Annotated in this window: 19 protein-coding genes and 1 tRNA gene; 12 read left to right on the plus strand and 8 right to left on the minus strand. The window is 45.2% G+C overall.

The genetic code is table 11. The features are described from left to right. Nucleotides 1–9: 9 nt before the first annotated feature. Nucleotides 10–276, minus strand: a complete 267-nt coding sequence (locus QUB11_RS09025) for a hypothetical protein (protein ID WP_333205438.1) — start codon at nt 274–276, stop codon at nt 10–12. Nucleotides 277–396: 120 nt separating this feature from the next. Between QUB11_RS09025 and QUB11_RS09030 the strand changes: the two genes are divergently transcribed. The 8 genes from QUB11_RS09030 (at nt 397) to QUB11_RS09065 (ending at nt 9,449) form a co-directional block, all read left to right on the plus strand. Then, on the plus strand, nt 397–1,059 hold the full coding sequence (locus QUB11_RS09030; protein ID WP_333390289.1) for a class I SAM-dependent methyltransferase: 663 nt from the start codon (nt 397–399) through the stop codon (nt 1,057–1,059). 123 nt (nt 1,060–1,182) lie between these two features. Continuing rightward, nucleotides 1,183–1,416: a DUF433 domain-containing protein gene (locus QUB11_RS09035; protein WP_333390292.1), complete on the plus strand. Its 234-nt coding sequence runs from the start codon at nt 1,183–1,185 to the stop codon at nt 1,414–1,416. Nucleotides 1,417–1,452: 36 nt separating this feature from the next. Next, nucleotides 1,453–2,163 carry a M15 family metallopeptidase gene (locus QUB11_RS09040; protein ID WP_333390294.1) on the plus strand — a complete coding sequence of 237 codons (711 nt, stop codon included), beginning with the start codon at nt 1,453–1,455 and terminating at the stop codon, nt 2,161–2,163. Between the two features lie 450 nt (nt 2,164–2,613). After that, entirely contained in the window at nt 2,614–3,687 is a 1,074-nt protein-coding gene (locus tag QUB11_RS09045) for a glucose-1-phosphate thymidylyltransferase (RefSeq protein WP_333390297.1), read from the plus strand. Nucleotides 3,688–3,927: 240 nt separating this feature from the next. Beyond that, a complete protein-coding gene (locus tag QUB11_RS09050; RefSeq protein ID WP_333156789.1) occupies nt 3,928–4,485 on the plus strand; it encodes a hypothetical protein in 558 nt (185 codons plus the stop codon). A gap of 260 nt (nt 4,486–4,745) precedes the next feature. After that, nucleotides 4,746–6,884: a glycosyltransferase gene (locus tag QUB11_RS09055; protein ID WP_333390300.1), complete on the plus strand. Its 2,139-nt coding sequence runs from the start codon at nt 4,746–4,748 to the stop codon at nt 6,882–6,884. A gap of 314 nt (nt 6,885–7,198) precedes the next feature. Further along, nucleotides 7,199–8,269 (plus strand): glycosyltransferase family 1 protein, encoded by a 1,071-nt coding sequence (locus tag QUB11_RS09060; RefSeq protein ID WP_333205445.1) that lies wholly within the window; start codon nt 7,199–7,201, stop codon nt 8,267–8,269. 94 nt (nt 8,270–8,363) lie between these two features. Then, the gene (locus tag QUB11_RS09065; RefSeq protein ID WP_333205446.1) at nt 8,364–9,449 is read left to right on the plus strand and encodes a glycosyltransferase family 1 protein; all 1,086 of its coding nucleotides are present in this window, start codon (nt 8,364–8,366) and stop codon (nt 9,447–9,449) included. A gap of 106 nt (nt 9,450–9,555) precedes the next feature. Here the strand turns inward: QUB11_RS09065 and petG are convergent, their stop codons facing one another. Next, the gene (petG, locus tag QUB11_RS09070) at nt 9,556–9,675 is read right to left on the minus strand and encodes a cytochrome b6-f complex subunit V (RefSeq protein ID WP_006632329.1); all 120 of its coding nucleotides are present in this window, start codon (nt 9,673–9,675) and stop codon (nt 9,556–9,558) included. A 180-nt stretch (nt 9,676–9,855) separates the two neighbouring features. On the opposite strand from petG, the gene QUB11_RS09075 reads away from it, so the two are divergent. Then, nucleotides 9,856–10,236: a cytochrome c gene (locus QUB11_RS09075; RefSeq protein ID WP_333205447.1), complete on the plus strand. Its 381-nt coding sequence runs from the start codon at nt 9,856–9,858 to the stop codon at nt 10,234–10,236. A 64-nt stretch (nt 10,237–10,300) separates the two neighbouring features. On the opposite strand, the gene QUB11_RS09080 is transcribed toward QUB11_RS09075, so the two are convergent. The 5 genes from QUB11_RS09080 to QUB11_RS09100 form a co-directional block, all read right to left on the minus strand. Then, on the minus strand, nt 10,301–15,655 hold the full coding sequence (locus QUB11_RS09080) for an SdrD B-like domain-containing protein (protein ID WP_333205448.1): 5,355 nt from the start codon (nt 15,653–15,655) through the stop codon (nt 10,301–10,303). Between the two features lie 695 nt (nt 15,656–16,350). Continuing rightward, nucleotides 16,351–16,710: an NIL domain-containing protein gene (locus QUB11_RS09085; RefSeq protein WP_333205449.1), complete on the minus strand. Its 360-nt coding sequence runs from the start codon at nt 16,708–16,710 to the stop codon at nt 16,351–16,353. Nucleotides 16,711–16,938: 228 nt separating this feature from the next. Next, nucleotides 16,939–17,817, minus strand: coding sequence for a sulfate ABC transporter permease subunit CysW (gene cysW, locus QUB11_RS09090; RefSeq protein ID WP_333205450.1), 879 nt, complete (start codon nt 17,815–17,817; stop codon nt 16,939–16,941). After that, complete coding sequence (cysT, locus tag QUB11_RS09095; protein WP_333205451.1) at nt 17,807–18,667, minus strand: sulfate ABC transporter permease subunit CysT; 861 nt, start codon at nt 18,665–18,667, stop codon at nt 17,807–17,809. The genes cysW and cysT overlap by 11 nt, the downstream gene beginning before the upstream one ends. A gap of 101 nt (nt 18,668–18,768) precedes the next feature. Then, the gene (locus QUB11_RS09100) at nt 18,769–19,914 is read right to left on the minus strand and encodes a sulfate ABC transporter substrate-binding protein (RefSeq protein WP_333205452.1); all 1,146 of its coding nucleotides are present in this window, start codon (nt 19,912–19,914) and stop codon (nt 18,769–18,771) included. A 382-nt stretch (nt 19,915–20,296) separates the two neighbouring features. On the opposite strand from QUB11_RS09100, the gene QUB11_RS09105 reads away from it, so the two are divergent. The 3 genes from QUB11_RS09105 (at nt 20,297) to QUB11_RS09115 (ending at nt 22,666) form a co-directional block, all read left to right on the plus strand. Further along, on the plus strand, nt 20,297–22,453 hold the full coding sequence (locus QUB11_RS09105) for a WD40 domain-containing protein (RefSeq protein WP_333205453.1): 2,157 nt from the start codon (nt 20,297–20,299) through the stop codon (nt 22,451–22,453). Then, a complete protein-coding gene (locus tag QUB11_RS09110) occupies nt 22,438–22,620 on the plus strand; it encodes a hypothetical protein (protein WP_333205454.1) in 183 nt (60 codons plus the stop codon). The genes QUB11_RS09105 and QUB11_RS09110 overlap by 16 nt, the downstream gene beginning before the upstream one ends. Next, a tRNA-Thr gene (locus QUB11_RS09115) sits at nt 22,594–22,666 on the plus strand. Before QUB11_RS09110 ends, QUB11_RS09115 begins: the two co-directional genes overlap by 27 nt. A 625-nt stretch (nt 22,667–23,291) precedes the next feature. Here the strand turns inward: QUB11_RS09115 and QUB11_RS09120 are convergent. Further along, the gene (locus tag QUB11_RS09120) at nt 23,292–25,829 is read right to left on the minus strand and encodes a hypothetical protein (protein ID WP_333205455.1); all 2,538 of its coding nucleotides are present in this window, start codon (nt 25,827–25,829) and stop codon (nt 23,292–23,294) included. Nucleotides 25,830–26,163 lie beyond the last annotated feature (334 nt).

The raw sequence follows: 26,163 nt of genomic DNA on the forward strand, positions 1-26,163 counted from the left end.
CTAAGCGTTCTACACGTTGCTGGACTTGCTCCTTCGCCAGTCGCTCTTGCTCCTTCGCCAGTCGCTCTTGCTCTGTGCGTTGTCTTTCCCGCTCTGTTGTATGCCGGAGTCTGTCAGCCAAATGCGCCAAATGCGCGTGTCTCTATCGCGGCGGACTAGGCCTGTTTCTTCCATGCGATCGATCGCGCCTGTCAGCCTCCCGCCTACCTGTTGCAGTTTGTCGCCAATGCTGGAAGTCGGCAAACCGTCTTCTTGCCACAAGCCCAAAGGGTGCAAGTCGGTTTTTTGGCGATCAACTGCTACGCTAAAACCGGGAATCCGCCCTCTGCCGGATATGTTAACAATTCTTATTGTTCTTAAACTAGAAAGAGTAAATCTAGTTCGCGATCGGAATTTATGTTGCTTCCACCCGACCAACGCACCAAGTTAGACGACACCGACGACAATTTGTTCTATTCCAATCCCCGGTTTGTAACGCACGTAGACGATGGATTTATTCAGCAACTAACCGATTTATATCGGGAACGGCTGAAACCGAATACTCGGATTTTTGATATGATGAGCAGTTGGGTTTCTCACTTGCCCGACGAGATGCAATTTGCCCATGTTGAAGGGCACGGCATGAATGAAGACGAGTTGGCAAAGAATCGCAGACTGAATCATTATTTTGTGCAGAATTTGAACGCAAATCCCAAATTGCCACTGCCGGATTCAGAGTTTGACGCGGTTGTCAACTGCGTTTCGGTACAGTATTTGCAGCACCCGGATGCGGTTTTTGCCGAGATTCACCGGATTTTAAAGCCTGGTGGCGTAGCAATTATGAGCTTTTCCAACCGGATGTTTTATCAAAAGGCGATCGTGGCTTGGCGGGAAGGTTCGGAGGGCGATCGGGTAGAATTAGTCAAGGGCTACTTTGATTCTGTCAAAGGAGCAAATATACCCGGATTTAGCAAGCCGGAAGTAATAGTTCGCAAGCCTAACTTGCCGAGTTTTATGCAAATGCTGCGAATACCAAGCGGCGATCCATTTTATGCGGTACTTGCTTACCGCCAAAGTTAGGATTTTTTATAGTAAGGACTTTAGGACTTTAGGTGGAGATTGAAAGCACTAAAGTCCTTACTACAAACCGATCGAAAGCTACGCTCTTTAGGCTAGGATATATTTAATATTGGCTCCTAAAATATGGAAAACCCGCTTTGGCAGCGCATCACACTCGATCCCAATATCTGCCACGGAAAACCCTGTATTCGCGGTCTCCGATATCCAGTAGAGTTCATTCTTGGATTACTCAGTTCTGGTATGAATGCTAAAGAAATTATAGATGACTATGACGATTTAGAACATGAGGATATTCTAGCTGCTTTGCTATTTGCCGCGCGGCTGACTCAAGTGAAAAACATATACCGAGTATTGTAGTTCATCAGTAATCATAAACTAGGATAACACCTTGATATGAAACCATATCACCAAATAGCGATCGACGAATGCGGCGAACCTTTAGTCCCAATTCCAACCGAACATTTTGTCTTTGAAATGCCGCACCCTTATCAAAAGTTGGGTGCACCCTATCACAACAGCAAAGCAGATTCCCCTTACTATTTGCGGCAAGGAGTTGTAGATAGTTTAATCGCCGCTCAAACCCAGCTACAGCAAAATCATCAAAATTGGAAAATTCTGATATTTGACGCTTATCGGCCGGTGGAAGTGCAGCAATTTATGGTAGATTATACTTTTAATCAAATTGCCATAGCTCAAGGCTGCGAATTTCCGGTTCCCGAAGACAAACGCCAAGTGATTATAGAACACGTATATCAATTTTGGGCACTACCCAGCCTCGATCGCGCGACGCCTCCCCCTCACAGTACAGGTGCAGCTTTAGATATAACTTTAGTGGATGAAAATAATCGGCAAATTGATATGGGCTCTCCGATTGATGAAATATCAGAACGTTCTTATCCCGATTATTTTTGTAATAGCAAGGAGCCGCAAAAACAGGAATATCACCGTCGCAGGCAAATCTTAAAAGATGCGATGATAGCTGCGGGTTTTCAGCAACATCCTAACGAATGGTGGCATTTTTGTCTGGGCGATCAGATGTGGGCTTGGTTGACAAATCAAAACAATAGTGGTAGTCAGTTGATTGCCCGATATGGCCGCTATTAAAAGGGTACGCAATTAAATCGGGACTGGCGCACTCGCAACCTTGAGAAAGGGGGTTTGTTGACAAAAAACCTTAGCTTTTAACTGCTTCCAGCAGCAAGAAACCCCCTTTCTGACCGAAAGCATCCAGGATACCCGCCACGTGATTCATTCCGAAAGCAGACTCAGGACCCAGAAATAAAAAACCTGTATCCGATAAAGGAGCCCCCGAATTTATCCGTGGGGTCAAGGCTTCAATTCTTTAATCTAAAATCTAAAATCTCAAATCTAAAATCGATTGACACTCTCTGCGTCCCGCCCTATAAAAGTATGAGCAAAATAAATTATTTGTATCAGAAGACACGGCAACTATTGCCAGCGGGGTAGCGGTAGTTTAAAATCAACGAGAGCGAACAAGTGCAGGCAATAGTTGCCAGCACCGCAAACCCTAAAGGATAACTCAGAGTTCACCCAATGAAAGCACTCATCCTCTCTGGCGGTAAAGGAACACGCTTGCGTCCCCTCACCTATACGGGTGCTAAGCAGTTGGTTCCTGTAGCAAATAAGCCGATCCTGTGGTACGGAATAGAAGGAATTGTGGCGGCTGGGATTACGGATATTGGGATTATTATTAGTCCCGAAACCGGGGAAGAGGTGAAGACGAAAACAGGAGATGGATCTCGCTTCGGTGCGAAAATTACTTATATCTTGCAAGCAGAGCCGGCAGGGCTCGCTCACGCGGTAAAAGTTGCCAGACCGTTTTTGGGCGATTCTCCGTTTATTATGTATTTGGGAGATAACTTAATTGAAAATCAGTTAGATCCGTTTTTAGAGATTTTTAACAAGCAGAAACTAGACGCTCTGATTTTGCTGCGTCCAGTTCCCAATCCCTCTGCTTTCGGTGTGGCAAAAGTTGATGAGAAAGGCAGAGTTTTGCAGTTAGTAGAAAAGCCCAAGGTTCCGCCGTCAAATTTAGCACTGGTGGGAATTTACTTTTTTGCTCCTACTATCCACGAGGCGATCGATCAAATTCAACCCTCTGCCCGGGGCGAACTCGAAATTACCGATGCCATTCAACAGCTCATCAATCAGGAAAAACACGTAGAAGCCTGCAATCTAGAGGGTTGGTGGCTGGATACGGGGAAAAAAGATGATTTGCTGAGTGCAAACCAAATCATTTTAGATAGCCGTATCGTAGCTTCAACTGAATTAAAAGTAGATGCGAAAAGTCAAATTATCGGACGAGTGCAAATAGGAGAAGGAACGGAAATCATTAATTCTACAGTTCGCGGGCCGGTGGTAATTGGGGAAAATTGCCGCATTGAAAATTGCTTTATCGGGCCTTACAGCAGTATTGCCGATCGCGTGACGATGATTGATGCTGATATCGAACACAGTGTAATATTGCAAGGGGCGAAAATAGTTGGCATTCACCAGCGAATTGTTGACAGCGTGATCGGGCAGCGAGCTCAACTCACCAATGCACCGGCTCGTCCAAAAGCTCTGCGGTTTATGATTGGTGATGACAGTCAAATTGAGTTAACTTAAATTGAGATATTGCCAATATCGGAAGCAATAATCTTGATTTAACAAGAGATAAATGTTCTTGTGGGGTGTAGGGGTTGGGCATCCTGCCCGCCCTGGAACAGGCTTTCCGGCCTGTTCCACAATTAATTACAATCAGGGAAACAGGAAAGATGCCTGTTCACAATTAGTTACAATGATTGAAACAGCAAAGATGCCTGTTCCATAATAAGTCAGAGTAAGTTATCTCAAGGAGAGGAAAGTTTGGAGTACGAAGAAATACCAACTCAACAGATAATACATAAATTGCGGCAAACTTTGGAGCCGCGAATTGGTATTGCTGAGTTGTCGCTGTTGGGAACAGAAAATAGTGCGATTCCCTTCGGGATAGCTTCGCTTCACGCCCAAAATGAAGATGACGAAGATATCGCCCTTTTAAAGGCAGGTTTCGACATTTATAACATCCCCATTACCTCTTACCAAAGGCGACTCGGTTCCGCAGTCATCGTCGTTAGGAAAATAGTCCGCAAATTGCTCAGACCGGTACTCGAACGACAAGTAATTTACAATTTTGCTAATACCCGGGTCGTGCATACATTAAGCACACAGTTGCAAAAATTGCAAGAAAATCAACAAACTCTCTTTGAAAAAATTGAATCGGAATTCAGCAGCGAATATCCCGAAGTTACAGCACAGCTTGAGACTCAACAAAGAGCGATCGCAACTTTTCAGTCTGAAATAGAGCAAATTAAAGCAGTGCAGCAGCAACATACTGCTATTTTAGAGAAGATTACCGCTCAATTGCTCGATCGACAAAAATAAAGCATCAAAGATGACCCAAAATAATTTGGTCACAAGGCCCCAGATTTATTCGCGAGAGCAATGCTTCAATGCTTCAATCAAAAATCGAAAATTATTCAATTCCTCAATCTAAAATCCTAAATCCAAAATCGAAAATTCCTCAATCCTTCAAATTTTCAAGTATTCAAATTTTCAATTATTCAATCCCCAATCCCCAATCGAAAATTCTTCAATCCTTCAATTCCTCAATCTAAAATCTAAAATCTAAAATCTAAAATCGAATGACTGCACTGCCCATATGCTCGTTAATTATAGTCAACTATAACGGTCTGCGCCACACGAAAGATTGCTTAAAATCTATACAAAAACTTGCGTATCCCGAATCGCAACTCGATTTAATTGTAATTGATAATTGCTCTCAAGACGATTCCGTTAATTCCCTGCGCGAACTATTTCCCAAAGTTCGGATTTTTGTCAACTCCGCCAACAACTTTGCTAAAGCCCTAAACCTCGGCATCAGCGAAGCAAAAGGGCAATATATCGGCTTTCTAAATAACGATGCTACCCTTGACAGTCGCTGGTTAGAGATTCTGGTAAAACGGCTAGAAACTAATAAAGAAGTAGGTGCGACTAGCGGCAAATTGCTGTTTAAAGACGGGCGAATTAACAGCGCCGGTATTCAGCAATTACCTAATTTTTATTGGCAAGATGTCGGCTTTGGCGAAAAAGATGCGGGACAGTACGATACAGAACGGGAAGTCGAAGGGCTTTGTTGGGCGGCGGTGCTTTTTCGGAGAGAATGTCTGGAAGATGTCGGGCCAATAGATGAAGATTTTGTGATGTATTTTGAGGATGTAGAGTTTGCGAAACGCTGCCACAAACGCGGTTGGAAAATGCTTTATACTCACGCCGCAATCGCCCATCACGAGTATCGGGGTTCGAGTAAAGGAAGCAAACTTACCGAGTATTTCTGCAACCGCAATCGGTTTTTGTATTTGGCAAAACATGAACCCTTGCAATTAGTTAAAGGAATTCACACTTCCGATTTTTTTACTAACAAGCAGTATGATTTGCTGTTCGAGAGTTTATTTGTAGCGATTAAAAAGCTGCTTGATTATCAGAAACCAGAAATCATCGAAACTGTATTGCCGCAGTTGTCGGAAAAGTTGGCGGTGATTTACAGTCGGATGAAGATCGATCGCATTTTATCTCGATTGCAGGTGGTTCGGGGCGATCGCAAAATGTCGATCGCTATTTACGATCACGGGCTACATTTTATTGGTGGCGGTCAAAAATACGTCGCTACCCTCGCCTCGCTGCTACAAAATGAATTTGACATTACTTTTATCGCCAACAAACCAGTTGCTGTTTCCGACTTAGAATCGTGGTACGGACTCAACCTTTCAGGATGCAAAATTAAAATTATGCCCTTGGCGTTTTACGAGAAACGCGGAATGCAGTGCATCGATTCCAGCATCATCGTGGAGGATATGGAAAATCCCTTTGATGAAATTGCCAGAGAAAGCAAAAACTACGATATTTTCATCAACGCCAACCAACTGGAAAAAGTTAAACCACTGTCGCCAATTTCAGTATTTTTTTGTCACTTTCCCAATACCTTCCGCAACCGTCACTTTGCTGTCGATGATTACACTTTCATTATTGTCAACAGTCAATTTACCGTCAAGTGGTTGGAGAAACGCTGGAACCTACAGCCAACTTTTCTGCTTTATCCGCCGATAGAAATGGCAACAGTTAAAGTGCCGAAAGAAAAAATAATTTTGGCTGTGGGACAGTTTGAAGCTGGGGGAACAAAAAAGCAAATTGAACTAATTAAAGCTTTCCGCAGTTTGCTAGCAGATTATCCCGAAGATTTTCAAGGATGGCAGCTAATTTTAGCCGGGAGTAGCATTCCGAAAAATCCTTATTTAAAGACTGTTCAGAATTTATTGAAGCAAGATTCAAGGGCGATCGAGCTAAAAGTAAATGTTGACTTTGATGAGGTAAAATCACTTTATGCTAGAGCAAGTATATTTTGGCACGGCTGCGGTTTGGGTGAAGTCAATCCTCAAAGATTTGAGCATTTCGGGATGGCGACTGTGGAAGCAATGCAAAACAGTTGTGCTCCGATTGTTTTCAACGGCGGCGGCCAACCGGAAATTGTCGAACATGGGCGATCGGGCTTTTTGTTCAATACCGTTGAGGAACTGTGCCAGCATTCACATCAACTAATTGTTAATCCCGATTTGCTAGCAGAACTTCAAGCTGGTGCACAGCAACGCAGTCAGAACTTTAGACTTGCACATTTTGAGAAAAAAGTCAATAGTTTTTTTGATATTATTCACCAAGAGTATGCTACAATTCGGCTGCCAAATCCGGCCGATATAGCTCAAATGCTCGATATGGAGCGCGATCTATAAATTTCGTAGGGGCGGGTTTTACCAACAATATTAAATGATTACAAAGAATTTATATAAACCCGCCCCTACACCGCCAATAACTTACATCAAATCCGACTTTTGTGCAACCATAAAATCTAAATTTTGATTGTTCGTTGGGTGGGGGCGGGTTTAGGAGATTATGGGTTTTAGGCAATTATTGTTGGTAAAACCCGCCCCTACAATTGGGATAAATTTTGGTTGGGTGGGGCGGGTTTAGGAGATTATGGGTTTTAGGCAATTATTGTTGGTAAAACCCGCCCCTACAATTGGGATAAATTCTGTTCGATAAAATCATGTCTAATTCACTGTTAATCAATTTGTCCTTCTTAACTCCCGAACCAACCGGAATCGGGACTTATGCCACTAATCTTTTCCCGCAACTGCAACAGCTAGAACCAACATTACTCGCTTCCCAGCAAATTGACAATTATACTTGCCACCAAATTCCCGAAACTCTGACACCGAATCGCGGCCCTAAAGGACAAATTAACAGACTGCTATGGACTCAGTTTGAGTTACCTAAAATTTACAAAAAATTGCAGTCCACCCTGATATTTTCGCCAATTCCCGAAGCACCTTTGTATTCCAGATGTCGCTACATCGTCACAGTTCACGATTTAATTCCTTTGCGATTTCCCCAACGGTTTTCTCGATTAACAGCTTATTTCCGCTACTACATACCGCAGGTATTGCGGCAAGCAGAACACATCATTTGCGATTCTCAAGCAACGGCGGCAGATGTTGCTAACTTTTTCCAGATTCCGTCTAAGAAAATGACCGCAATTCCCCTAGCTTGCGATAATATTAATTTTAGATATCTCGACTTGCCCGCCAAAAATTATTTTCTTTATACCGGCAGACACGATCCTTACAAAAACTTGGAAAGATTAATTGCTGCATTTGCGAGTTTGCCCGATCGCACAAACTACGAATTGTGGCTAGCAGGGCCTCCCAATGCCTACACGCCGCAGTTGACAGCACAAGTTGAAGAATTAGGTTTACAATCTTTGGTAAAATTTCTCGGTTACGTTCCCTATTCTCAATTGCCCGTACTGATGAATCAGGCGATCGCCCTAGTTTTCCCTACACTTTGGGAAGGATTCGGCTTACCAATTTTAGAAGCAATGGCTTGCGGCACACCCGTCATCACATCCAACCTGTCATCAATGCCAGAAGTAGCCGGAGATGCCGGATTATTAGTCAATCCTTACAGCGTCCCAGAAATAGCCGAAGCCATGCAAACAGTAGCCACAGATTCAAAAGTGCGATCGAACTTAAAAACTGCTAGTTTAGCCAGATCATCTCAATTTAGCTGGCACAAAACCGGAAAAGCAACCGCCAACATATTACAGCAATACCTTTAAATCTCCCCTCTCTTCCTTTCTCCTCTCTGCGTCCTCTGCGCCCTCTGCGGTTAAAAAAACTCCCACTCAAAAACCGCAATCTACATATTATCCCATGCCCAATCCCCAATCCAACCTGCTCATCAACCTCTCCTTCCTAATTTCCAAACCAACCGGCTTAGCCATCTACGCCAAAAACCTATTTCCCCACCTAAAATCCCTCAACCCAACATTACTAACAGCGGAAAAATTTCCCCATAACAACTGCTACCAAATTCCCGCCAACCTAACACCAGAACAAGGAACCAAAGGACACATCAACCGATTGCTGTGGACACAAACCCAACTCCCCAAAATTTACAAACAGCTAAAATCTAACCTATTATTTTCCCCAATTCCCGAAGCTCCTTTATTTGCAGGTTGCCGCTATATAATTACAGTACATGACTTGATAGCGCTGCGATTTCCCCGCCGCTTCGATCCTCTGACACCTTACCACCGCTATTACATTCCCCAAGTGCTGCGGCAGGCTCAACACGTCATTTGTGACTCTGAATCAACTGCCAAAGATATCGCTAATTTTTGCAAGATTCCTAATAATTTAATTACGCCAATTTTCCCTGGATATGATAGCAGTTATTTCCGTTTTCTAGATTTACCAACAAGCAATTATTTTCTTTATATCGGCCGCCACAATCCTTATAAAAACGTGCAGCGAGTTGTAGCAGCCTTTGCTGCTTTGCATCATAATTCCGAGTACGAATTGTGGATAGCAGGTTCGGAAGACAAACGCTATACCCCGCTGCTGAAGAGGCAGGTTCAAGAATTGGGATTGGTCGATCGAGTAAAATTCCTAGATTACCTCCCCGCAGCCGACTTACCCAAAGTCATCAACCAAGCGATCGCCCTGGTTTTCCCCAGTCTTTGGGAAGGATTCGGGCTCCCCGTGCTCGAAGCAATGGCCTGCGGCACTCCTGTCATCACCTCTAACCTGTCTTCAATGCCCGAAGTGGCGGGGGGGGACGGCGCCTTATTAGTCAACCCCTACAGCGTCGAGGAAATTGCCTCTGCTATGCAAGAGCTTGCAGTCGATGCCAAAGTTCGATCGCAATTGCGGGAGCTCGGTTTAGCCAGAGCCAAACAATTTAGCTGGGAAAAAACAGGCTTGGAAACTGCGGCTATTCTCGATCGATATCTTTAACAAACAAAGGCGAATAGCCCAACACGGATTTGGACACGGATACACGGATGAGTCGGGGGGCACTCAAGGCAGGGCGGGCACTCAAGGCACCGCCCCTACAAGCCTTTTACTTATTGATACCCAACTGATCGCCGCGCTTGTACTGCTGATAAGCAGCAAAAAACAGCCCCGCCAGAGTAACAAAGATTAGACCCAGAACAATACCTGAAAGCAGCGGTTCTACCATGAGAGCTCCTTAACGTTAAGATTTAACAACCTATTTTTAATATTACCAGCACTTACACAGATGAATTTTCCCAAAAGCAGCCTTCCGTGGGGCTCAGACCTTGCTCTCCCCGCTGCGAACGATTAAGCTATGTTATGAGAAATAAATTTTCTTGTAGATACTATTTTTAATTGAACCCCTTTGAATAACCAACTTGCCAGGAATGAAATTAAAAACCCGATCGAGCGGCTTGCCATATTTGCGCTAGCGGTGTTGCTTGCCATCATGTTGGCAATTATCACAATACGTCAATTTCAAGTAGCCGATCCTTACGTCAAAAGCGTCCTATCCCTCACTGGCAACCCGTTTCAGGGTTCCGCCATCTTTCAAATGAACTGTGCGGGTTGTCACATCTCCGTTTCAGACAGTCAAGTCGGGCCCAACTTGCACGGAGTTTCCGATCGCAAATCCGAATTGGATCTGATCCGGCAAGTCACCAGCGGGCAAACCCCACCAATGCCGCAGTTTCAACCGAGTCCGCAAGAAATGGCCGACTTGCTGAAGTATCTCGAACAAATTTGACCAAAGAAGGGGAACGGAATTCGTTCCCCTTCTTTGGCTGACACTCGAAACTTTGATCGGCAGACTAAACCAGCAAGTTAAAACTCTGAGCCGATAACTGGCTCGGCTGTACGCCCGTCAGTATAGCCAAAATCTGGTCGCTGTTGGCAATTCCGATCGCCGTTGAGCCGTTAGTTTCGGTTAATGACAGTTGATTGAAGTCCAAGCCTCCCACCAACTCGATCGAATCAACTCCTGCGGTGAAGTTGAAAATCGTGTCAATTCCTCCGCCCGCTGACAAGACAAAGCCATTGCTGCCACTGCCACCGACGAGGGTATCGCTGCCAATGCCACCAAAGAGCAAGTCATCGCCGGTGTCAGCAAAGAGCAAATCATCGCCGCTGCCGCCAATTAAGGTATTGTTACCCTCGCCGCCGCAGAGAGTGTCATTGCCTTGATCGCCAATTAGCACGTCGTCGCCAGCGCCTCCCAAAATTACGTCCTCGGCTTTGCCCCCGTACAATAAGTCATTGCCTTCGTCGCCAGAAAGAGAGTCGTTGCCACGATTGCCATAAATCGTATCGTTACCGCGATCGCCAAAAATCAGGTCAAACCCTTTGCCACCAAAGAGAGTATCGCTATCGATGCCTCCGAAGAGAGTATCGTTGGCTATATTGCCATTGATGTAGTCGCCGCCCCCTCGACCAAAGATCAAATCGTTGCCGATCAACCCGAAGATAGAGTCACTGCCGGCACTACCCACGATCGTATCGTCGCCGTTAGGGCCATTGATCACATTACCCGCTGAAGGAGTGCCGGGCTCATTGGGAGTAGCGATCCTGGGGAAGTTCTCAGGGCAAACCAAATCTGTCGGTACAGGTGCAGGCGTCGGCGTCGGTACAGGTGCAGGTGTCGGCGTCGGTGCAGGTGCAGGTGTCGGCGTCGGTGCAGGTGCAGGTGTCGGCGTCGGCGCAGGTGCAGGTGTCGGCGTCGGCGTCGGTGCAGGCGTCGGTGCAGGCGTCGGCGTGGGTACAGGTGGCAGTGGCACTGGCGGCGGAGTCGGAGTCGGAGTCGGAGTCGGAGTCGGCGTCGGCGTCGGCGCTGGGAAGTTGCCGAAGTTGATGCCGCTGACAATAGCGCCGGAAGTTAGGGTGATGTCGGCGGGTTCGGGTGTGCTTTGGGTAAACCCAGTTTGGTTGACTTCCCTGACGCGGTAGGTTCCCGGCGTTAGGTTGGCGAACAGGTAGTTGCCAGTGTTGTCTGTGGTAGTAGTAACAGGAGCAGTTCCAGCTACGACATTGGTTAACTGAATTTGGAAATTGGGTAAACCCGGTTCTCCAGCATCCTGAGTGCCATTGTTGTTGGTGTCTTGGAACTTCAGACCTCGGATCGCCCCGGGTTGGGGCAGGAAGTTGCCGAAGTCAATGCCCGTGATCTTATCTCCACTCTTAACCGCAAAGGGGGCGGGGTTGGGGGTCGTCTGCGTCCAGCCGTTTTGCTGAACTTCCCTTACCTGGAAAGTACCTGCGGGTATGTCGTTAAGAGTGTAGTTGCCCGTGGCATCGGTGATGGTAGTCGGTTCGCCCTGCTGAAACAATCCATCCGGAGTGATACTGTCGAGGAAGATTTGCCAGTTAGCTAGCCCCAATTCTCCGGCATCCTTAATGCCGTTGTTGTTGAGGTCATTGAATTTTTGACCGCTGATAGTGGCCGGCTGGAAGTTGCCGAAGTTGATATTAGCGATGTCTTGACCGCTGGTGACAGTGATGTCGGCCGGGTCGGGGGTAGTTTGCGTCCAAGTAGGCTGCAAGACTTCCCGCACCTTGTAGGTTCCTGCTGGCAAGTCGAGGAATTTGTAGCTGCCGGCGGCATCGGTGAGGGTGTTCTGTTCCCCGGTGTCGAGAGTGCCGTTGTTATTGGGATCGAGGAAGAATCGCCAGTTGGCAAGCCCTAGTTCCCCGGTATCTTGCACCCCGTTGCTGTTGAGGTCATTGAACTTCAGACCACTAATCGAGTTGGGTCTGAAGTTGCCGAAATTGTTGTTTTGGGAATCTGTGCCGCTGGTGACGGCGATCCTAAACGCGCCTGAAAGGGTAGGGGTGGCTGGGTTGACGGGGGGCACAGTTTGCGTCCAGCCTGTTTGTGGCACTTCCCGCACTGTATAAGTGCCGGCTGGCAAGTTGGTGAACTGGTACTTACCGGCGACATCGGTGACGGTGGCGTTGGTGCCTGTTTCGGCTGGTACGGGGTCTTGCACGCCGTTGGTGTTGGCATCCAAGTAAATTGTCCAGCCTCCTAGGGGTGGTTCTGCTGGCAAATCTTGAGTGCCATTTTTGTTGAGATCGTTAAATTTAATCCCGCTGATTTTGCCTAGTTGGAAGTTGCCGAAGTTGGTGGGAGTGGCTGCGGTGTTGGTGATGTTGACGCCACTGTTGGTAGTGATGCTGCCAGTGGGGGCAAGAGTTGGTTGCCAATCAGGCTTTGGCACTTCCCGCAGGGTGTAGGTGCCGGGCCCAACGTCGGTAAAGGTGTAGTTGCCGGTGGGATCTGTAGTTTTGGTTTGTGCCACTGTACCGGTGGCGGCGTTAACTAACTGAATATCAAAAGGAGTTGCCGGTGCTACCTCTCCCGCGTCTAGGGCAGCGTTGCCGTTTTTGTCCTCGAATTTGGTACCGCTAATGGTGATGTTTGTGAAGATACCGAAGTTGGTGGGAGTGGCTGCGGTGTTGATGACCGGAGTACCGCTTAGGGCGGTAACGGGAATTGCGGCAGCGGGAAAAGAGATCCTAGAGCCGGCTGGCGCCGTGGCTTGTATTAAATATTTGCCCGGGCCTATATCCGAGAAGAGATAATCTCCGGCTTCGTCAGTCAATACCGGCGCACCCACGATCGTATCTGTGTCGGGTTCTAGCGTGTTGTTGTTGTTGGTGTCTTTGTATAAAGTGACCCTGACGCCGCTTAATGTGGTGTCGGTGGCATCTAAAACGGCGTTGCCCGCGACATCGGTGTAGGTTTTGCCTGCGATGGATGTCAGTTGGAAATTGCCGAAGTTAGCACCTGTAACATCAGCAGTACCAGTTGTCACCGTTGGTCTCAAAGTCTGCACCCAATCGGTTTGTAACGTTTCTCTGATCTCTGTATTGGCCTTAGTATCCGTGAGAGTGTATTGGCCCAGAGTGGCAGCAACCGCAGATGTTACATTAGTCTTCGTACCTGCGGTAATAGTCCAGCCGCCTAGACCTGGTTCAGTTGCCGCGGCACCTTGCAGGCTATCCCCGTTAAGGTCGTTGAATTTCTGACCCACGACCACAGGGCCGTACTCGTAAGCACCGATGTCAACACTAGGTTTGCTGACAAGAGTATTGTCGATTTTCCGAGGGAAACCTGTACCGCGTTGGTCAGTAGTTAAACCGGCCGCTGTTGCGTCGGCGCTGTTGCCACCGCCAATGGCTTGGTTAGTGCTAGTTGTGACCGGGCTGTTATCAACTAGGGCAAGGGTGAAAGGAGCCGGAGCCGTTGCGCCATTCAATCCGGCAGAGCCGACTGGTGCTAATACATTTGTCAAAGCACCGGTTAGTTGCTGAGTCGCTGTAAAACCAGTGCTAGTGCCGAGAACCCCAATCAGGTTGTTGTTCCCGGTGAATGTCCCGGTAACATCTGTGTTGGTAGTAGCAACGTTGCCAGCGACGATCGTGTTTTTGACTGTAACTGTACCGCCGTTGTTGTAAATTCCTCCGGCATTAGCAATCAGACTAGCCGGTGTGCCAACTGTCGCGGCTGTTGCAGAGTTATAAGCGATCGTATTATTGGTCAGAGTAGCTGTAGCACCTAAGTTGACGAAAATTGCACCACCAGCAGCTTGACCGGCACCTGCGGCAACATTACCAGCATTGCCACCCGTAACTGTGTTGCTATATAAGGTGCTGTTGGTCATGGTCAAAGTGCCACCGCCAACAAAAATCGCGCCGCCTAAACCTGCACCGCCGCCGCCAGCAGTAGCACCAGCACCGCCAAAAGTGCCTCCTGCGCTTGCACCATTGCCACTACCGCCACCGCCGCCGAAGCCGCCAATGCCTCCTGCGCCGATAGCACCAGGCGCCGCACCTGTACCAAAAGTACCGCCAGCACCACCGCCGCCACCAAAGGCGCCAGCACCGCCAACACCGCCATTGCCACCATTACCTGCAATACCAGTACCAGGAGGACCGCCAAGGCCACCGGCACCACCACCACCGCCGCCACTACCGACAACACTACCAGCACCACCAGCACCACCAGCACCACCAGCACCACCGTTTGTGCCGCCAACACCAGTACCGCCAGTGCCGCCAATACCGCCAGTACCGCCAGCATTACCAGTACCGCCAGCCTCGCCATCTTCGCCAACCCCACCGGCAGCGCCATTACTTGCTAGACCATTTCTACCATTTCTACCATTTGTCCCTGCTGTGCCTCCAAAGACAGTAGCCAGATCCGCGTTACCACCCTTGCCACCATTCCCCGCCGCACCTGCACCGCCAACGGCAGAGTTATTAGAAAAAGTAACTCTGTCAACTGTGACTGTACCGCTGTTGATAAAAAGTGCGCCACCTAATCCCGCAGCGCCACCACCACCGATGGTTCCTGCGTTGCCTACTGCTTTTGCGGAATCAATGGTGAGGTTTGAGATGTTAAATGTTGTGTTATCAACTACGAAGGCACGGTTGTTATTGCCGCTGATCTTGAAACCGCCGCCAACAATAGTGGTGGTGTCGGTAATTCTCGGCAATTGCCCTGCGAGGGTAATATCGCCAGTGAGAGTGATCGTGTCACTGCCGCTGTTGATGTTGGCAACATTGATGGCATTTACCAGTCCGTTAAAGTCGCCCGTAGTTTGGTTCAAGTCAGCCAGTACGCCACTATAAGCTTCCCTCGCCTCAGCCGAAAATGCCAAAGGTGTTTCAATGTTTCCCGTAGTTACTTCGAGTTCCCAATCTCCACCCAACGCAGCATTCCCAGTCAAGTTATCGGAAGCGGCAATATTTGCCCCGGTGAGCTGGCTCAGCCTTTCCACAAATGCAACACCTGCTTCTGTGGCGGCGACGTTGCAACCGTAAAGCAGAATTTCTGGTTTAGGCGTAATTGAAGAGTTCGAGTTTGCTTCGGCTGCTGGCAAAGCAAACCATTTTTCTAAATAATTGCGGTAGCTTTCAATGTTGCACAGATTTAGTTCTGTCGCTCCCAGTTGTAAGCTGGCTGCTGCGCCGTGAGACAAAATGTGGACGGCTGCAATGTTTTTCCGCTGTTTAAGTGTTTCGGCGATTTGCTCGATGCCGTCGCGATCGGCTTTCAGAATAACAATTTCTGTATCGGGATTGACCGTTTCTGTTAAACTTTCGCAATCTTTAACTTGTGAATCAGCAAAAACTATCTGGTGTTTCCGTTCTTTATAGAGTTCCACGTTCAAATTCTCCTGGTACACGCACACATCAAATTCATATCACAAACCAACCGCAGCAATGATCGATCTTTTTCCAGCGCGGATGAGAGTCGTTGGCGAAGCCCTCGAAGAGGATCGCCCCTAATTTAACCTAAAGGGAATATTGACAAAAACTTTTTTTTATGCTCCCCTGTCCTAACTGAGTTAGTTTGATTGTTTAGAAGTTTTAAAGGGGGATATTGTTCCGGCTGTTACAACAATGTTGGGGAAGACTTGCGCGCTGTTTATTGATATACCAGAGATGGAGAAAACACCAGATTTTATAAAAATTGTCAATCTAATAGTTAACTGATGACGATCGATATTTGTTAATCAAGAGTCATCAGTCACGTTTATGAGCTGTAAGCTGATATTATTTGGTAGTTGGTGGCTGCTGAATGATCTGTATGTGCGCTCCTCTTCGAGGGCTTCACTAACGAACAACTCCACTCAAATTGCTTGGTAGGGAGGAATGCAAGTTTTCTGAGTTTTATGAAGGCTTGCATTCCTCACGAGAACCTTGATAAATGTTATTTATCAGGCAGAGATAGGCTGACTCATGAGTAACATTCCTGGAGACTATTAGAATCAATAAACTGACTCGAAAAAATTAAAATTAGGCGGACAGTCCAGAATATTAACTCCTCTGCCATTTGGGTGCGTCCAAGACTCACTAATTACCAAGTTTCTTCATCAGGATTATTGGAATTGCTCCAGATTTCCACATCTAAATCATTGAGATAAATCAGAGCAGTTTCAATCTGTTTACTTGTACCGTTAAGTTCCAAATCAAACCAACCGTCATCTAAAGTTTTGACACCCAAAAAAGCGGCATTAAAATTCACCGTCAAACCGTATTCAGAAATCAGGTTAGAAATCACAGGTTCCTGATGGTATTCTTTAGGAACACGAATGCGAATGCGGGTTTGAGTTGGTCTGCTGTCACCACTATCAGAGTGGGGAATATCTGATTCTTGGGTTCTGTGAAAATCGCCGATCGCCTCAAATTCCGATTCGCTAGTATTGTTAGCTAACATTTGGGACTCCTAATTTTTGTTTCAGTTTACACTTTGCATTAATATCTTGTAGGATATGTCGCTGTGATATTTTCGAGCTTCCAACCAGATTGTCGATAGCGCCGCACCTACTAAGGACTCGTTTGAGGGATGAGGTTCACAGCCCGCACCCTAAAGCCCTACTGACTAATGACTAATGACTAATGACTAATGACTAATGACTAATGACTAATGACTAATGACTAATGACTATTCTTCAACTTCTTTGATCCTAGTTTTTCGTTCTAAAATCTCCTTAAGCACGAGGGTAACAACTGCTAAAAGACCTAGAACTACCGCCGCCGAAAATGCGGCTTGCGTCGCATACTGCTTGTAAGCATCCTCTACAAACAAAGGCAAAGTTTGCGTTTTTTTAGCAATATTTCCCGACACCACAGAGACGGCTCCAAATTCTCCCATTGCTCTAGCATTGGTCAAAATTACTCCGTAAAGCAATCCCCAGCGAATACTCGGAAGCGTGACATTCCAGAAAATTTGCCAGTCATTTGCTCCCAAAGTTTTCGCCGCCTCTTCTTGATCTGTCCCCACTTCTTCCAAAACAGGAATCACTTCGCGCGCCACAAAAGGCAAGGTAACAAAAGCAGTAGCCAGCACCATTCCAGGGAAGGCAAAAATAACCTTAATATTCGCCGCCTCCAGCCACGACCCGAACCATCCCAGCCGACCGTAAAGCAGTACAATCATTAAACCTGCCACTACGGGAGAGATGGCAAAAGGCACGTCTAAAAGGCTGATTAATAGCGTGCGACCCGGAAATTTGTTGCGGCCAATTACCCAGGCTGCACACAAACCGAATACTGTATTTATAGGCACAACTATCAGAGAAATTACCAGGGTAAGTTGCGCTGCGTGCAGAAAATCCGGCGAGGTTAAGTTAGACAAAAATGGCTCAAATCCCTTTCTGAAGGCTTGGTAAAAAACGTTGAGAGTAGGGATAAATAAGACAAGAGCGAGATAGCCGATCGCAATTCCGATTAAAGTTGGTTTTACCCAAGCTTTTTCCTGACTCCGACTAGAACCTGCGGGCGGAAATGTGTAATCAGCGGGTGAATTGATATTAGCCGTCATAGCGTCTTCTCCATGCTTGTAAGAGATTAATTGCGAACAGCATTGCCAGGGAAATACCTAACATGACAGTGCCGATAACTGTTGCTCCTGCATAGTCGTACTGTTCTAACCTTTGGAAAATTAAAACCGGGGCGATTAAATCTTTGAACGGTATGTTAGAAGCTACAATTACAGTAGATCCGTACTCGCCAACCGCTCGCGAAAATCCGAGTGCTACTCCGGTTAAAATAGACGGAAATAGCGGCGGCAAAACTACTCGCCAGAAGGTTTCAAATTGAGAAGCACCTAAGCACCAAGCTGCTTCTTCGATTTCTTTTTCCATCTCGTTTAAAACTGGCTGTACGGTTCTAACTATAAATGGCAAGGAAATAAATATCATTGCTATACCTACGCCCAAGCGAGTAAAGGATATCTTGATTCCCAAAGGTGCAAAAAGCGAACCAATCCAACCGTTATCGCTGTAAACTGTGGCGAGAGTTAAACCTGCGACGGAGGTGGGCAGTGCAAAGGGTAAATCGACGACTGCATCGACAATCCGTTTTAAGGGAAAGTCGTAGCGGACTAATACCCAGGCAATTAATGTGCCGAATACTCCGTTAATTAATGCCGCAATTAATGCCGTAAAGAAGGTGACATCGTAGGCGGAAAGGGCGATCGGACTGGTGGCAATTGCCCAAAATTCGGCGGGGTTTGCTGTGCTAGCTTTCAGCAGCATTGCTGTAACTGGGAGCAATAGCATTAAGCTGAGATAGCCTAGGGTGATTCCCCAAGGTAATGTTATTTTGCCGATCGCCTTTTTGATATTTTCGATCGGAGATTGAGGGTTACTGATTGCAGATGATCCAGCCATAAGTCAATAGTTGTGAGTGGGAAAGAATAAGTGCGCTCCGGGGCTGGTTTTACCAATAATAATTGTCTAAAACCAATCATCTCGTAAACCCGCCCCGACCACTACTGTCTAATTGAACCTTGAATTTTGTCAAAAACAGCTCCGTCATCGAAGAATTTCTTCTGAATATCTCCCCAACCTCCTAAGTCTTGAGCTGTAAATAGGGTTTTGATGGGGGCATATTTTTGGACAAATTCTGGTTCCGCCGCTACTGTCGCATCTACGGGGCGGAAGCCTACTTTGGCAAATTCTCGCTGAGCTTCTGGGGTATACAGAAACTTGACAAATGCTTCTGCGACTTCGCGAGTACCGTGTTTATCAACGTTTTTATCGACGATGGCAATCGGATTGTCGATCGAAACATTGACTTCGGGAATACTATAAGTCGGTTTTTCGCCTTTCTCACCTGCCAGAAGAATCTCGTTTTCGTAGTTAATTAAGGCGTCGCCTTGGCCTTGTTTGAAAAATACATCGGTGGCTTCGCGGGCGTCTTTAGTCAGGATGGGGACGTTTTTGTAGACTTTAGTAGTCAAGTCTAATGCTTTGGTTTCGTCTCCTCCGGTTTTAACAACCGAGCCCCAGAGTGCGAGGAAATTCCAGCGGGCAACGCCTGATGTTTTAGGATCGGCAGTAATCACTTTTACTCCGTCTTTACTTAAATCTTCCCAGGTTTTGATGCCTTTGGGATTGCCTTCGCGGGTGACTATTGCTCCTACGGATTTGCTGACTATGCCTTCGTTGGGGACTTCTTTTTCCCACCCGGGCTCAATGAGTCCGGCTTTTTCGATTTTTGCGGTGTCGAGGGCGAGGGCTAGGTGTACGATGTCTGCTTCTAAACCATCAATTACGGCCCGAGTTTGGGAACCGGAACCGCCGTAGCTTTGGTTGAAGGTGACGGTTTGGCCTTTTTCTTTTTGCCATTGTTCTACAAATTTGGGAATTATGGCTTCGTGGGCGGCTTTGGTGACGGCGAAGGATACTAGGGTTAATTCTACATTACCTTTGTTGGCTGCTGGGGTAGCACCGCCTGGAGTGGCTGCGGGATTGTTTGTGGTTCCCTGGCCGCAGGATGCAACGGCGAGACTTAAAGTTATTCCCACTAAAAATAGCGATACAAATCTTTTCATGGCAGTAAATGATTGATTTGTGCTGGCTGATGGCTGTTGTGGCCAGTGAAGGTGTTGAGTTAGGCGTTGCCATGGGCTCATTATATTTGTTCCTCTAGATAAAGTACGGTTATTAGGTCGGAATACCGTAATTATGGTTGTGAAGTACGATTATAGACAAGAGCGAGTCAAAAGGCAACAAAAAAAACAAATTGGGGGAACTCAGGGTCGATCGCATATCCTGAAGTCTTTTCCGTCGGTGTTTTCGAGTCAGATTCGGGGTAAAATGTAAAGTGTATAAATAAATATTATTATTAAGTTAAGGTGCTAAGCTGGCGCGGCTGCACGATTCGCCTGCATGATTCTCCTTACATATACAATCGGCCGATCGCCCAAATGTAATAGCCCTGCCAAGAGTCCCCGCCCCAGGGGGATATGTCTGACTCGCGCGATCGTCCTTAAGTAAGAAAAAGTTTTAACTGGTATGTCCTTACCCCGCCCAGTCTCAGACACCCTAATTGAACTGTTGAAGCCTGTAGCCTCTGAATTGGGAGAAAGATTGGGAGCAAGCGCTGTCAACGAACGCTATGCAGAAATTGAGCCCTCTGGTTCTTCAACTTTGAACCAGCAAATCAAAAAAGACCCCCGCTGGATTAAAGCACAAGTGAGATATTTGCAGCGGCAGCAGGCCAGAGAACAAGAATTAATCGCCCTCGCCGACGCCGAAGAAAGGGTAAAGGAAGAACGGGCTAATCGAATTAAAGCACAAGAAGTAAGAGATAAGCGGGCAATTAGTCGGCTTTGCCGCGACTTAATGCGGGAGTTTCAATCAGAAGCAATTCGAGTTAAGCTGAACGAAATTCAAACTATTTGGGACAGGGACAACTGGTTTTCTAATTTGAGCAGGCAGGAAACTGAACAGATTTTGCAGCAGCAACAGCACCGATTGCTGCTGTTAGTTGCTCCCGCAAAAATTAGCCAAGATTGCCCTGATTCGTTTCGCCACAATCTGAATATCGAGCTGCCGGCTAAGTTAAGAGCTTTTTTGAACCAGCACTACCCCCCGCACGGAGATTTGTGCCCGGTTCAGTTTTACGGAGACTATTTCAAAAAATCCATTTCCGATATTGATGTGGAGCGGTTGCAGACTGTGTTGTCTCCCGTCCCTACAGCTATACTGTACAGCGATATCAGCGATTATGAAGTTAATTTTCATGTTGGTTTTTGGGGAGTCATCAATCAGAGCGTTTCTCTAGTAGCGATGCAGCCTTGGAATTGGGAAGAGGTTTATCAACAGTTGGAGGCAGAGGGAAAAGATAGAAAGGTGAGCCTGCGGATTATTCGGCAAATAATTGTGACGATTCACAAGTTATTAGCCGCTTTTTTAGCTGATTTGTATTATTTAAATATCGATTTTACTCACGAACCTCAGCTATTTAATTTAGAGGCGGAATTTGCCCACGAATGGTTTTCTAAAGATTGGGCAAAACCGTATATTGAAACTCTTAAAGAAATTCAGGATCAGCAGCGAATAGTCTATAAGGGAGAGATGCGGCGGCTGGCGCTGCGAGAGGCGAAAGCTAGGGCGGAACGCCAGCGTTTGGAGGAGGCTGAACTCAAACGCAGACAGGAAGCTGAGGCGGCAGCTAAGCGGGTGAAGGAATTAGCTCACAAATTAAAACATCAGAAATGGCGGTGTGTATATACGCTGCCGGGACATTCATCGTTTGTGAATTCTCTGGCGATTAGCCCTGACGGCAAAATTTTGGCTAGCGGTAGTTGGGATAAAACTATTAAGATTTGGGATTTAGAAACCACGGAATTAATTGGCACTCTGACGGGACATTCCGATCGCGTAAATTCGGTTGCTATTAGCTATGACGGAAAAATGTTGGTCAGCGGCAGTTCGGATGAAACAATTAAGTTTTGGAATTTGCACAACGGTGATTTGCTGTGTACTTTTCCGGGACATTCTATGGAGGTGAATTCGGTGGCGATTAACCCGAAGCGCCAGGTAATTGCTAGCTGCGGCGGTGCTGATAATACGATTAAGCTTTGGAATTTGCGGAGTGGTGAGTTGCTGCGGACTTTGAAGGGTCATTCTGACAATGTGAATGCGGTGGTTTTTAGCCCAGACGGTAAAAAATTGGCGAGTGGCAGTTCGGATGCGACGAGCAAGGTTTGGGATGTGGAAAGCGGCAAGTTGCTGCGGACTCTTTCCGGGTTGAATGTTGGGGTGAATTCTGTGGCGATCGCGCCCGATGGTCAGATTCTTGCTAGCGTCAGCAATGATTATACGATTAAGCTGCGGAATTTGCATACGGGGAGTTTGTTGCGGATTTTAAATACTAATTCTGGGAGGGGAAAGGGTGTAACGAATTTAGGAACGAATGAGGCGGTGCATATTTTGCAGAATTATGTGAGTCGGGGCGAGTCGGTTGCTATCAGTCGGGACGGTTTGACTTTGGCTAGCGGGTGCGATGATAATACGATTAATATTTGGAATTTGCAGACGGGGGAGTTGTTGACCAGTCTTAAGGGACATTCGGGTACGGTGTACTCGGTGGCGATCGCACCTTCGGGCAATTTGCTCGCCAGCGGGAGTGCGGATCAGACGATTAAGATTTGGCGCTGCGATTAGTTAATTGGCAGTGGGCTGTGGGCAGCGGGCCGAGAATTCCGGTTTTGCCCTTACGGGGAGGGGTTTTGAGCGAATTTGAAAAAAAAGTTGGCTGGGGGGGTTGCGCTAATGACTATAAGTTTGCTATATTAATTTTCACTGCTGGTGTAACTCAGTTGGTAGAGTAGCTGATTTGTAATCAGCCTGTCGCAGGTTCAAATCCTGTCACCAGCTTTATAGCTCAAACCAAGGTTAGATAAGACTTCTAGCCTTCTGCTCATTTCTAGGTATGAAGTGGGTCTAGAACTACAATACCTGTTTCATACCCACTAAGCTCTTCAAGCTAGGCTTTATAAGTAAATCAAAATTATTTAGATAGAAAGATAATTACTGCCTAATAATTCTACTTGCCTAGACCCTAAGCTGTCACATCTCACTCTATCCCTCTTAAATCGAGTTTTAAGGTTCCTCTACACAATAAATGTAATTCATACCCATACGTGCCTTATCGCTCCATATAGCTCAATCTAGAGGTATATAATATGATTTGTTTTAGTTATAGAAACTTGAGTTTGCATTGAAATAAATTATGTAATAAAAGCACATAGGGAAAGCTGGTTACTCTAACCTCAACCATTTAGCTATCGTCTCTACTCTGTTCCTAGAGATTCTCATATTTCATATATACTTTCCTATATCACTTTTTACATATAATGTCCTATCTTAGTAGTGTATATATACCTGTTTTATTTGTTTACATCTACTAAATATTCATTCTTTTTACTGACTTAAGTCAAAGGTTGAATGCTTTTAGTAGAAAGAGCTAGAGTAAATCACCACATTTACTATAACTAGAAGTTTATTGCAGGCTACTCTCTACTTTGAGACCAATATTTAGAGCATCGTGCATAGCTTCTAAATGCTTCAAGATATCTTTGGAAGTAGTAGATTTCCAGTTTGGGTTCAACTTTCTAATGGTGTCGTACAGATACTCAGGAGATTTCTGCAACCATGCTTCGATATTGCCCGCTTTAGAATCTAGTAGAATGTCAATTAGTTGAATCTTTATTCTGTACATCCACTTATCTACATGGGAATCGTACAAAGCATCAGGAGTTAAAATGACACCATTACTCGCTCTAAACCCAATTGGTAGCTTAGTTATTTCACACATCCAGTCTAGGGTGTGTTTCCAAGCAACTCGATCTACTTCGGGTGTTCCTGTTAGGGTTTTTCCTGTGAAAACATAAGCTAGACGTTCTGGATTAGTATTGAGAACCTGATTACTTCCTACTTGTATATACTCCTCATTCTTTTTTGACCAATTCGACCAATTCTCACCGATACTAATCACTAAATTCTCAAGGTCTTGAATAGATAAAGGTTTTCCAGTATTCAACCAAATTAGTTTTCCCTTATCTACTGCGGAATCAGCGCTAAAGGGTGTTAAATATTTAACAAAGTTATTCTTTATTGCACTCCAACTCTGCTTAGACCGTTCTAAACCGATAATCTCGGCAACTTTTTTCTGTTTACCTACCTTGTTTTCCCCTACTAAAGTAGAGAAATTGCGAGATAAGAAAATATTGACTAAATGACGTAATTGATTCTGCGCTTCTGCTACAAAACGCCCGTCTCTTACTCTTAAAAACTTCTCAAAAACACTTCTTTGCGAGAAATTTAAGGTAGTAGCCACCTTAGTAGATACTTTACCTGGGTTTTTTTCATCAGTAGCAGGCATTTTAGCTGTCAATAACTGAGTAACTTGGATTTTTTCTTCATAGATGATATCTAGAAAAAATTTTTTATTTTCCTCCCGTATTTTTAGCTCTACTCCAGGAAATTTGGCGTTAAATTTCGGATAAAGATATCCTTGTAACTCCTTTAAAGTTGGTTTTTGCTTTGGAAATTGATTTTTTAGATTGGAAGGAACCAGATTAAGCCATTCGACCGCACTACTTACCTTTGTAGGTATTCTCTTATGTGACATGAAATCATCTAGAAGATAGGTAATACTATCGTCTACTTGAGAGAGAAAGTATACCTGCCCTAGAACATATCTCGAAAAATACAGATCCGTAGTAGAAGGTCTATAATCTGCATTTTCTATCCCTTTTTTGACTAGCTCCGTGCATTCTGCTAAGACATTATTATTTAGTTTTTGCCGACTCAAAACCGAGCTTTTTAGTTTTTGCAACTTTGCTTCACGGATACCTATTTTTTCTATCTTCTTAGGATCTTGAGATTTTGCAGCTAATCCATCTAGTCGAGAGAGTTCATTATTTATCGGCTCTATTATTAGGTTAAAAACCTCTTTCTCTTGCCAGTAACCTTCTATCGCTTTATTAGCAAGAAAATAGAGTAGAGGATAGCTAGGAATGTCCTTAATAGGTAGTGCCTCCAGTTGCCAATGGTCTTTATAATTGACCAATGTTACTTTACACGGGACATTTGCTATCATGCCCGACCATTCTAGAGAGTTTTGGGCTATTAACTTTACATCTGATAGATTAGTCAGCTTTGTTTTTGGTGCTTTTGGAATACGAGACTTTACCTCCTTACTTATGGCTATACTACCATCATCATTTATAATAGATGTTTTGGGTTTAATGTTGGAATGTACGAAACCCTTGACCTCTACGGGAGAATTCACAAAATCACTATGTGCATTCTGTTCAAACTTGCTAGTATCTACCAATCCTTTTGCTAGTTTATATTCTTTTTCCCAATTAGCAAAACTTATTATTTCAATGACTTTAGAGCGAACTTCCTCGAAATCGTTATTAAGAGCGACCTCTTTATTTAATAAATAAAACACATAGTAAAGGATGTTTCCTAAAATATTCTCACTAGCGGGAAGGCACAAGTAATGAACTATATTGGAAAAAACTAGGCGCTGTATTTCAGAGGATTTATTATGATACGAAGATAATGCAAATTTTTGAATATGTTCCCTTTCCTTGTAAAACCGACTCAACCATAAATTAATATCAATTTTATATTGATTAACTAAGCTTTTACCTTGATCTATCCGATCGAGTAAGATTTTACAGTGTCTGGCATCGTCAAGCTGAGAGCATGAAATTTTTTGATATTTAATTATCCCTTCGTCAATAATGTCTTGAATTTTTTTCTGAAACTTTTCTAACCTTTGTTTTTTAGCCTCTGAATCAGTGTTTTGTGTACTGTCATGGCTCTTGGTTCTCCATCTACACTTATTTTTGCCTGTATCTTTGTAATGAGAGAAGTGAGAAACTCTCTCTATACCTTGCTTAAAAAAGACAAGTTCTCCACATTGACCACAAATTAGACCTAGCTCTTCATAAGAGTCATAGTTTAGTCTATTATCATCGGCTTTAAACTTTTCATCCAAAAACATAGATTTTGCCCACTTCATAAAACTTAATCCCCTATTTTGGGTAATTTTATTTAAGCCAATAGAACCTTATAAGAGTTTTAGTAATTATTTAAAAGTTCTCCCAGCATTACCTATGAATTTAACAGTAGTCCTCTGCATATACTGTGACTTAAATCACCTAATTGTCGGAAACCCTAAAATGCTATACCAATAGTTTTAGCTATTTATCAGTAGGTGATTTTATCCTGAGAAGTGTAACTATGTAACTATGTAACTGTAACTCAACTAACTTTAACCCCACATTCCGCAGATATTTAGACAAATTTAATAGTTTTAAATTGGGAGGCATAAAGCCATGGAATCAATATATAGC

The organism is Microcoleus sp. B6-A1 (assembly GCF_036705085.1).
Taxonomy (GTDB): Bacteria; Cyanobacteriota; Cyanobacteriia; order Cyanobacteriales; family Microcoleaceae; genus Microcoleus.

Bases quoted from the DNA above. Each gene is read 5' to 3' on its own strand.
- QUB11_RS09030 (WP_333390289.1), top strand. From the start codon at position 397: ATGTTGCTTCCACCCGACCAACGCACCAAGTTAGACGACACCGACGAC.
- QUB11_RS09035 (WP_333390292.1), top strand. From the start codon at position 1,183: ATGGAAAACCCGCTTTGGCAGCGCATCACACTCGATCCCAATATCTGC.
- QUB11_RS09040 (WP_333390294.1), top strand. From the start codon at position 1,453: ATGAAACCATATCACCAAATAGCGATCGACGAATGCGGCGAACCTTTA.
- QUB11_RS09045 (WP_333390297.1), top strand. From the start codon at position 2,614: ATGAAAGCACTCATCCTCTCTGGCGGTAAAGGAACACGCTTGCGTCCC.
- QUB11_RS09055 (WP_333390300.1), top strand. From the start codon at position 4,746: ATGACTGCACTGCCCATATGCTCGTTAATTATAGTCAACTATAACGGT.
- QUB11_RS09060 (WP_333205445.1), top strand. From the start codon at position 7,199: ATGTCTAATTCACTGTTAATCAATTTGTCCTTCTTAACTCCCGAACCA.
- QUB11_RS09065 (WP_333205446.1), top strand. From the start codon at position 8,364: ATGCCCAATCCCCAATCCAACCTGCTCATCAACCTCTCCTTCCTAATT.
- petG (WP_006632329.1), bottom strand. From the start codon at position 9,675: ATGGTAGAACCGCTGCTTTCAGGTATTGTTCTGGGTCTAATCTTTGTT.
- QUB11_RS09085 (WP_333205449.1), bottom strand. From the start codon at position 16,710: ATGTTAGCTAACAATACTAGCGAATCGGAATTTGAGGCGATCGGCGAT.
- cysW (WP_333205450.1), bottom strand. From the start codon at position 17,817: ATGACGGCTAATATCAATTCACCCGCTGATTACACATTTCCGCCCGCA.
- cysT (WP_333205451.1), bottom strand. From the start codon at position 18,667: ATGGCTGGATCATCTGCAATCAGTAACCCTCAATCTCCGATCGAAAAT.
- QUB11_RS09100 (WP_333205452.1), bottom strand. From the start codon at position 19,914: ATGAGCCCATGGCAACGCCTAACTCAACACCTTCACTGGCCACAACAG.
- QUB11_RS09105 (WP_333205453.1), top strand. From the start codon at position 20,297: ATGTCCTTACCCCGCCCAGTCTCAGACACCCTAATTGAACTGTTGAAG.
- QUB11_RS09120 (WP_333205455.1), bottom strand. From the start codon at position 25,829: ATGAAGTGGGCAAAATCTATGTTTTTGGATGAAAAGTTTAAAGCCGAT.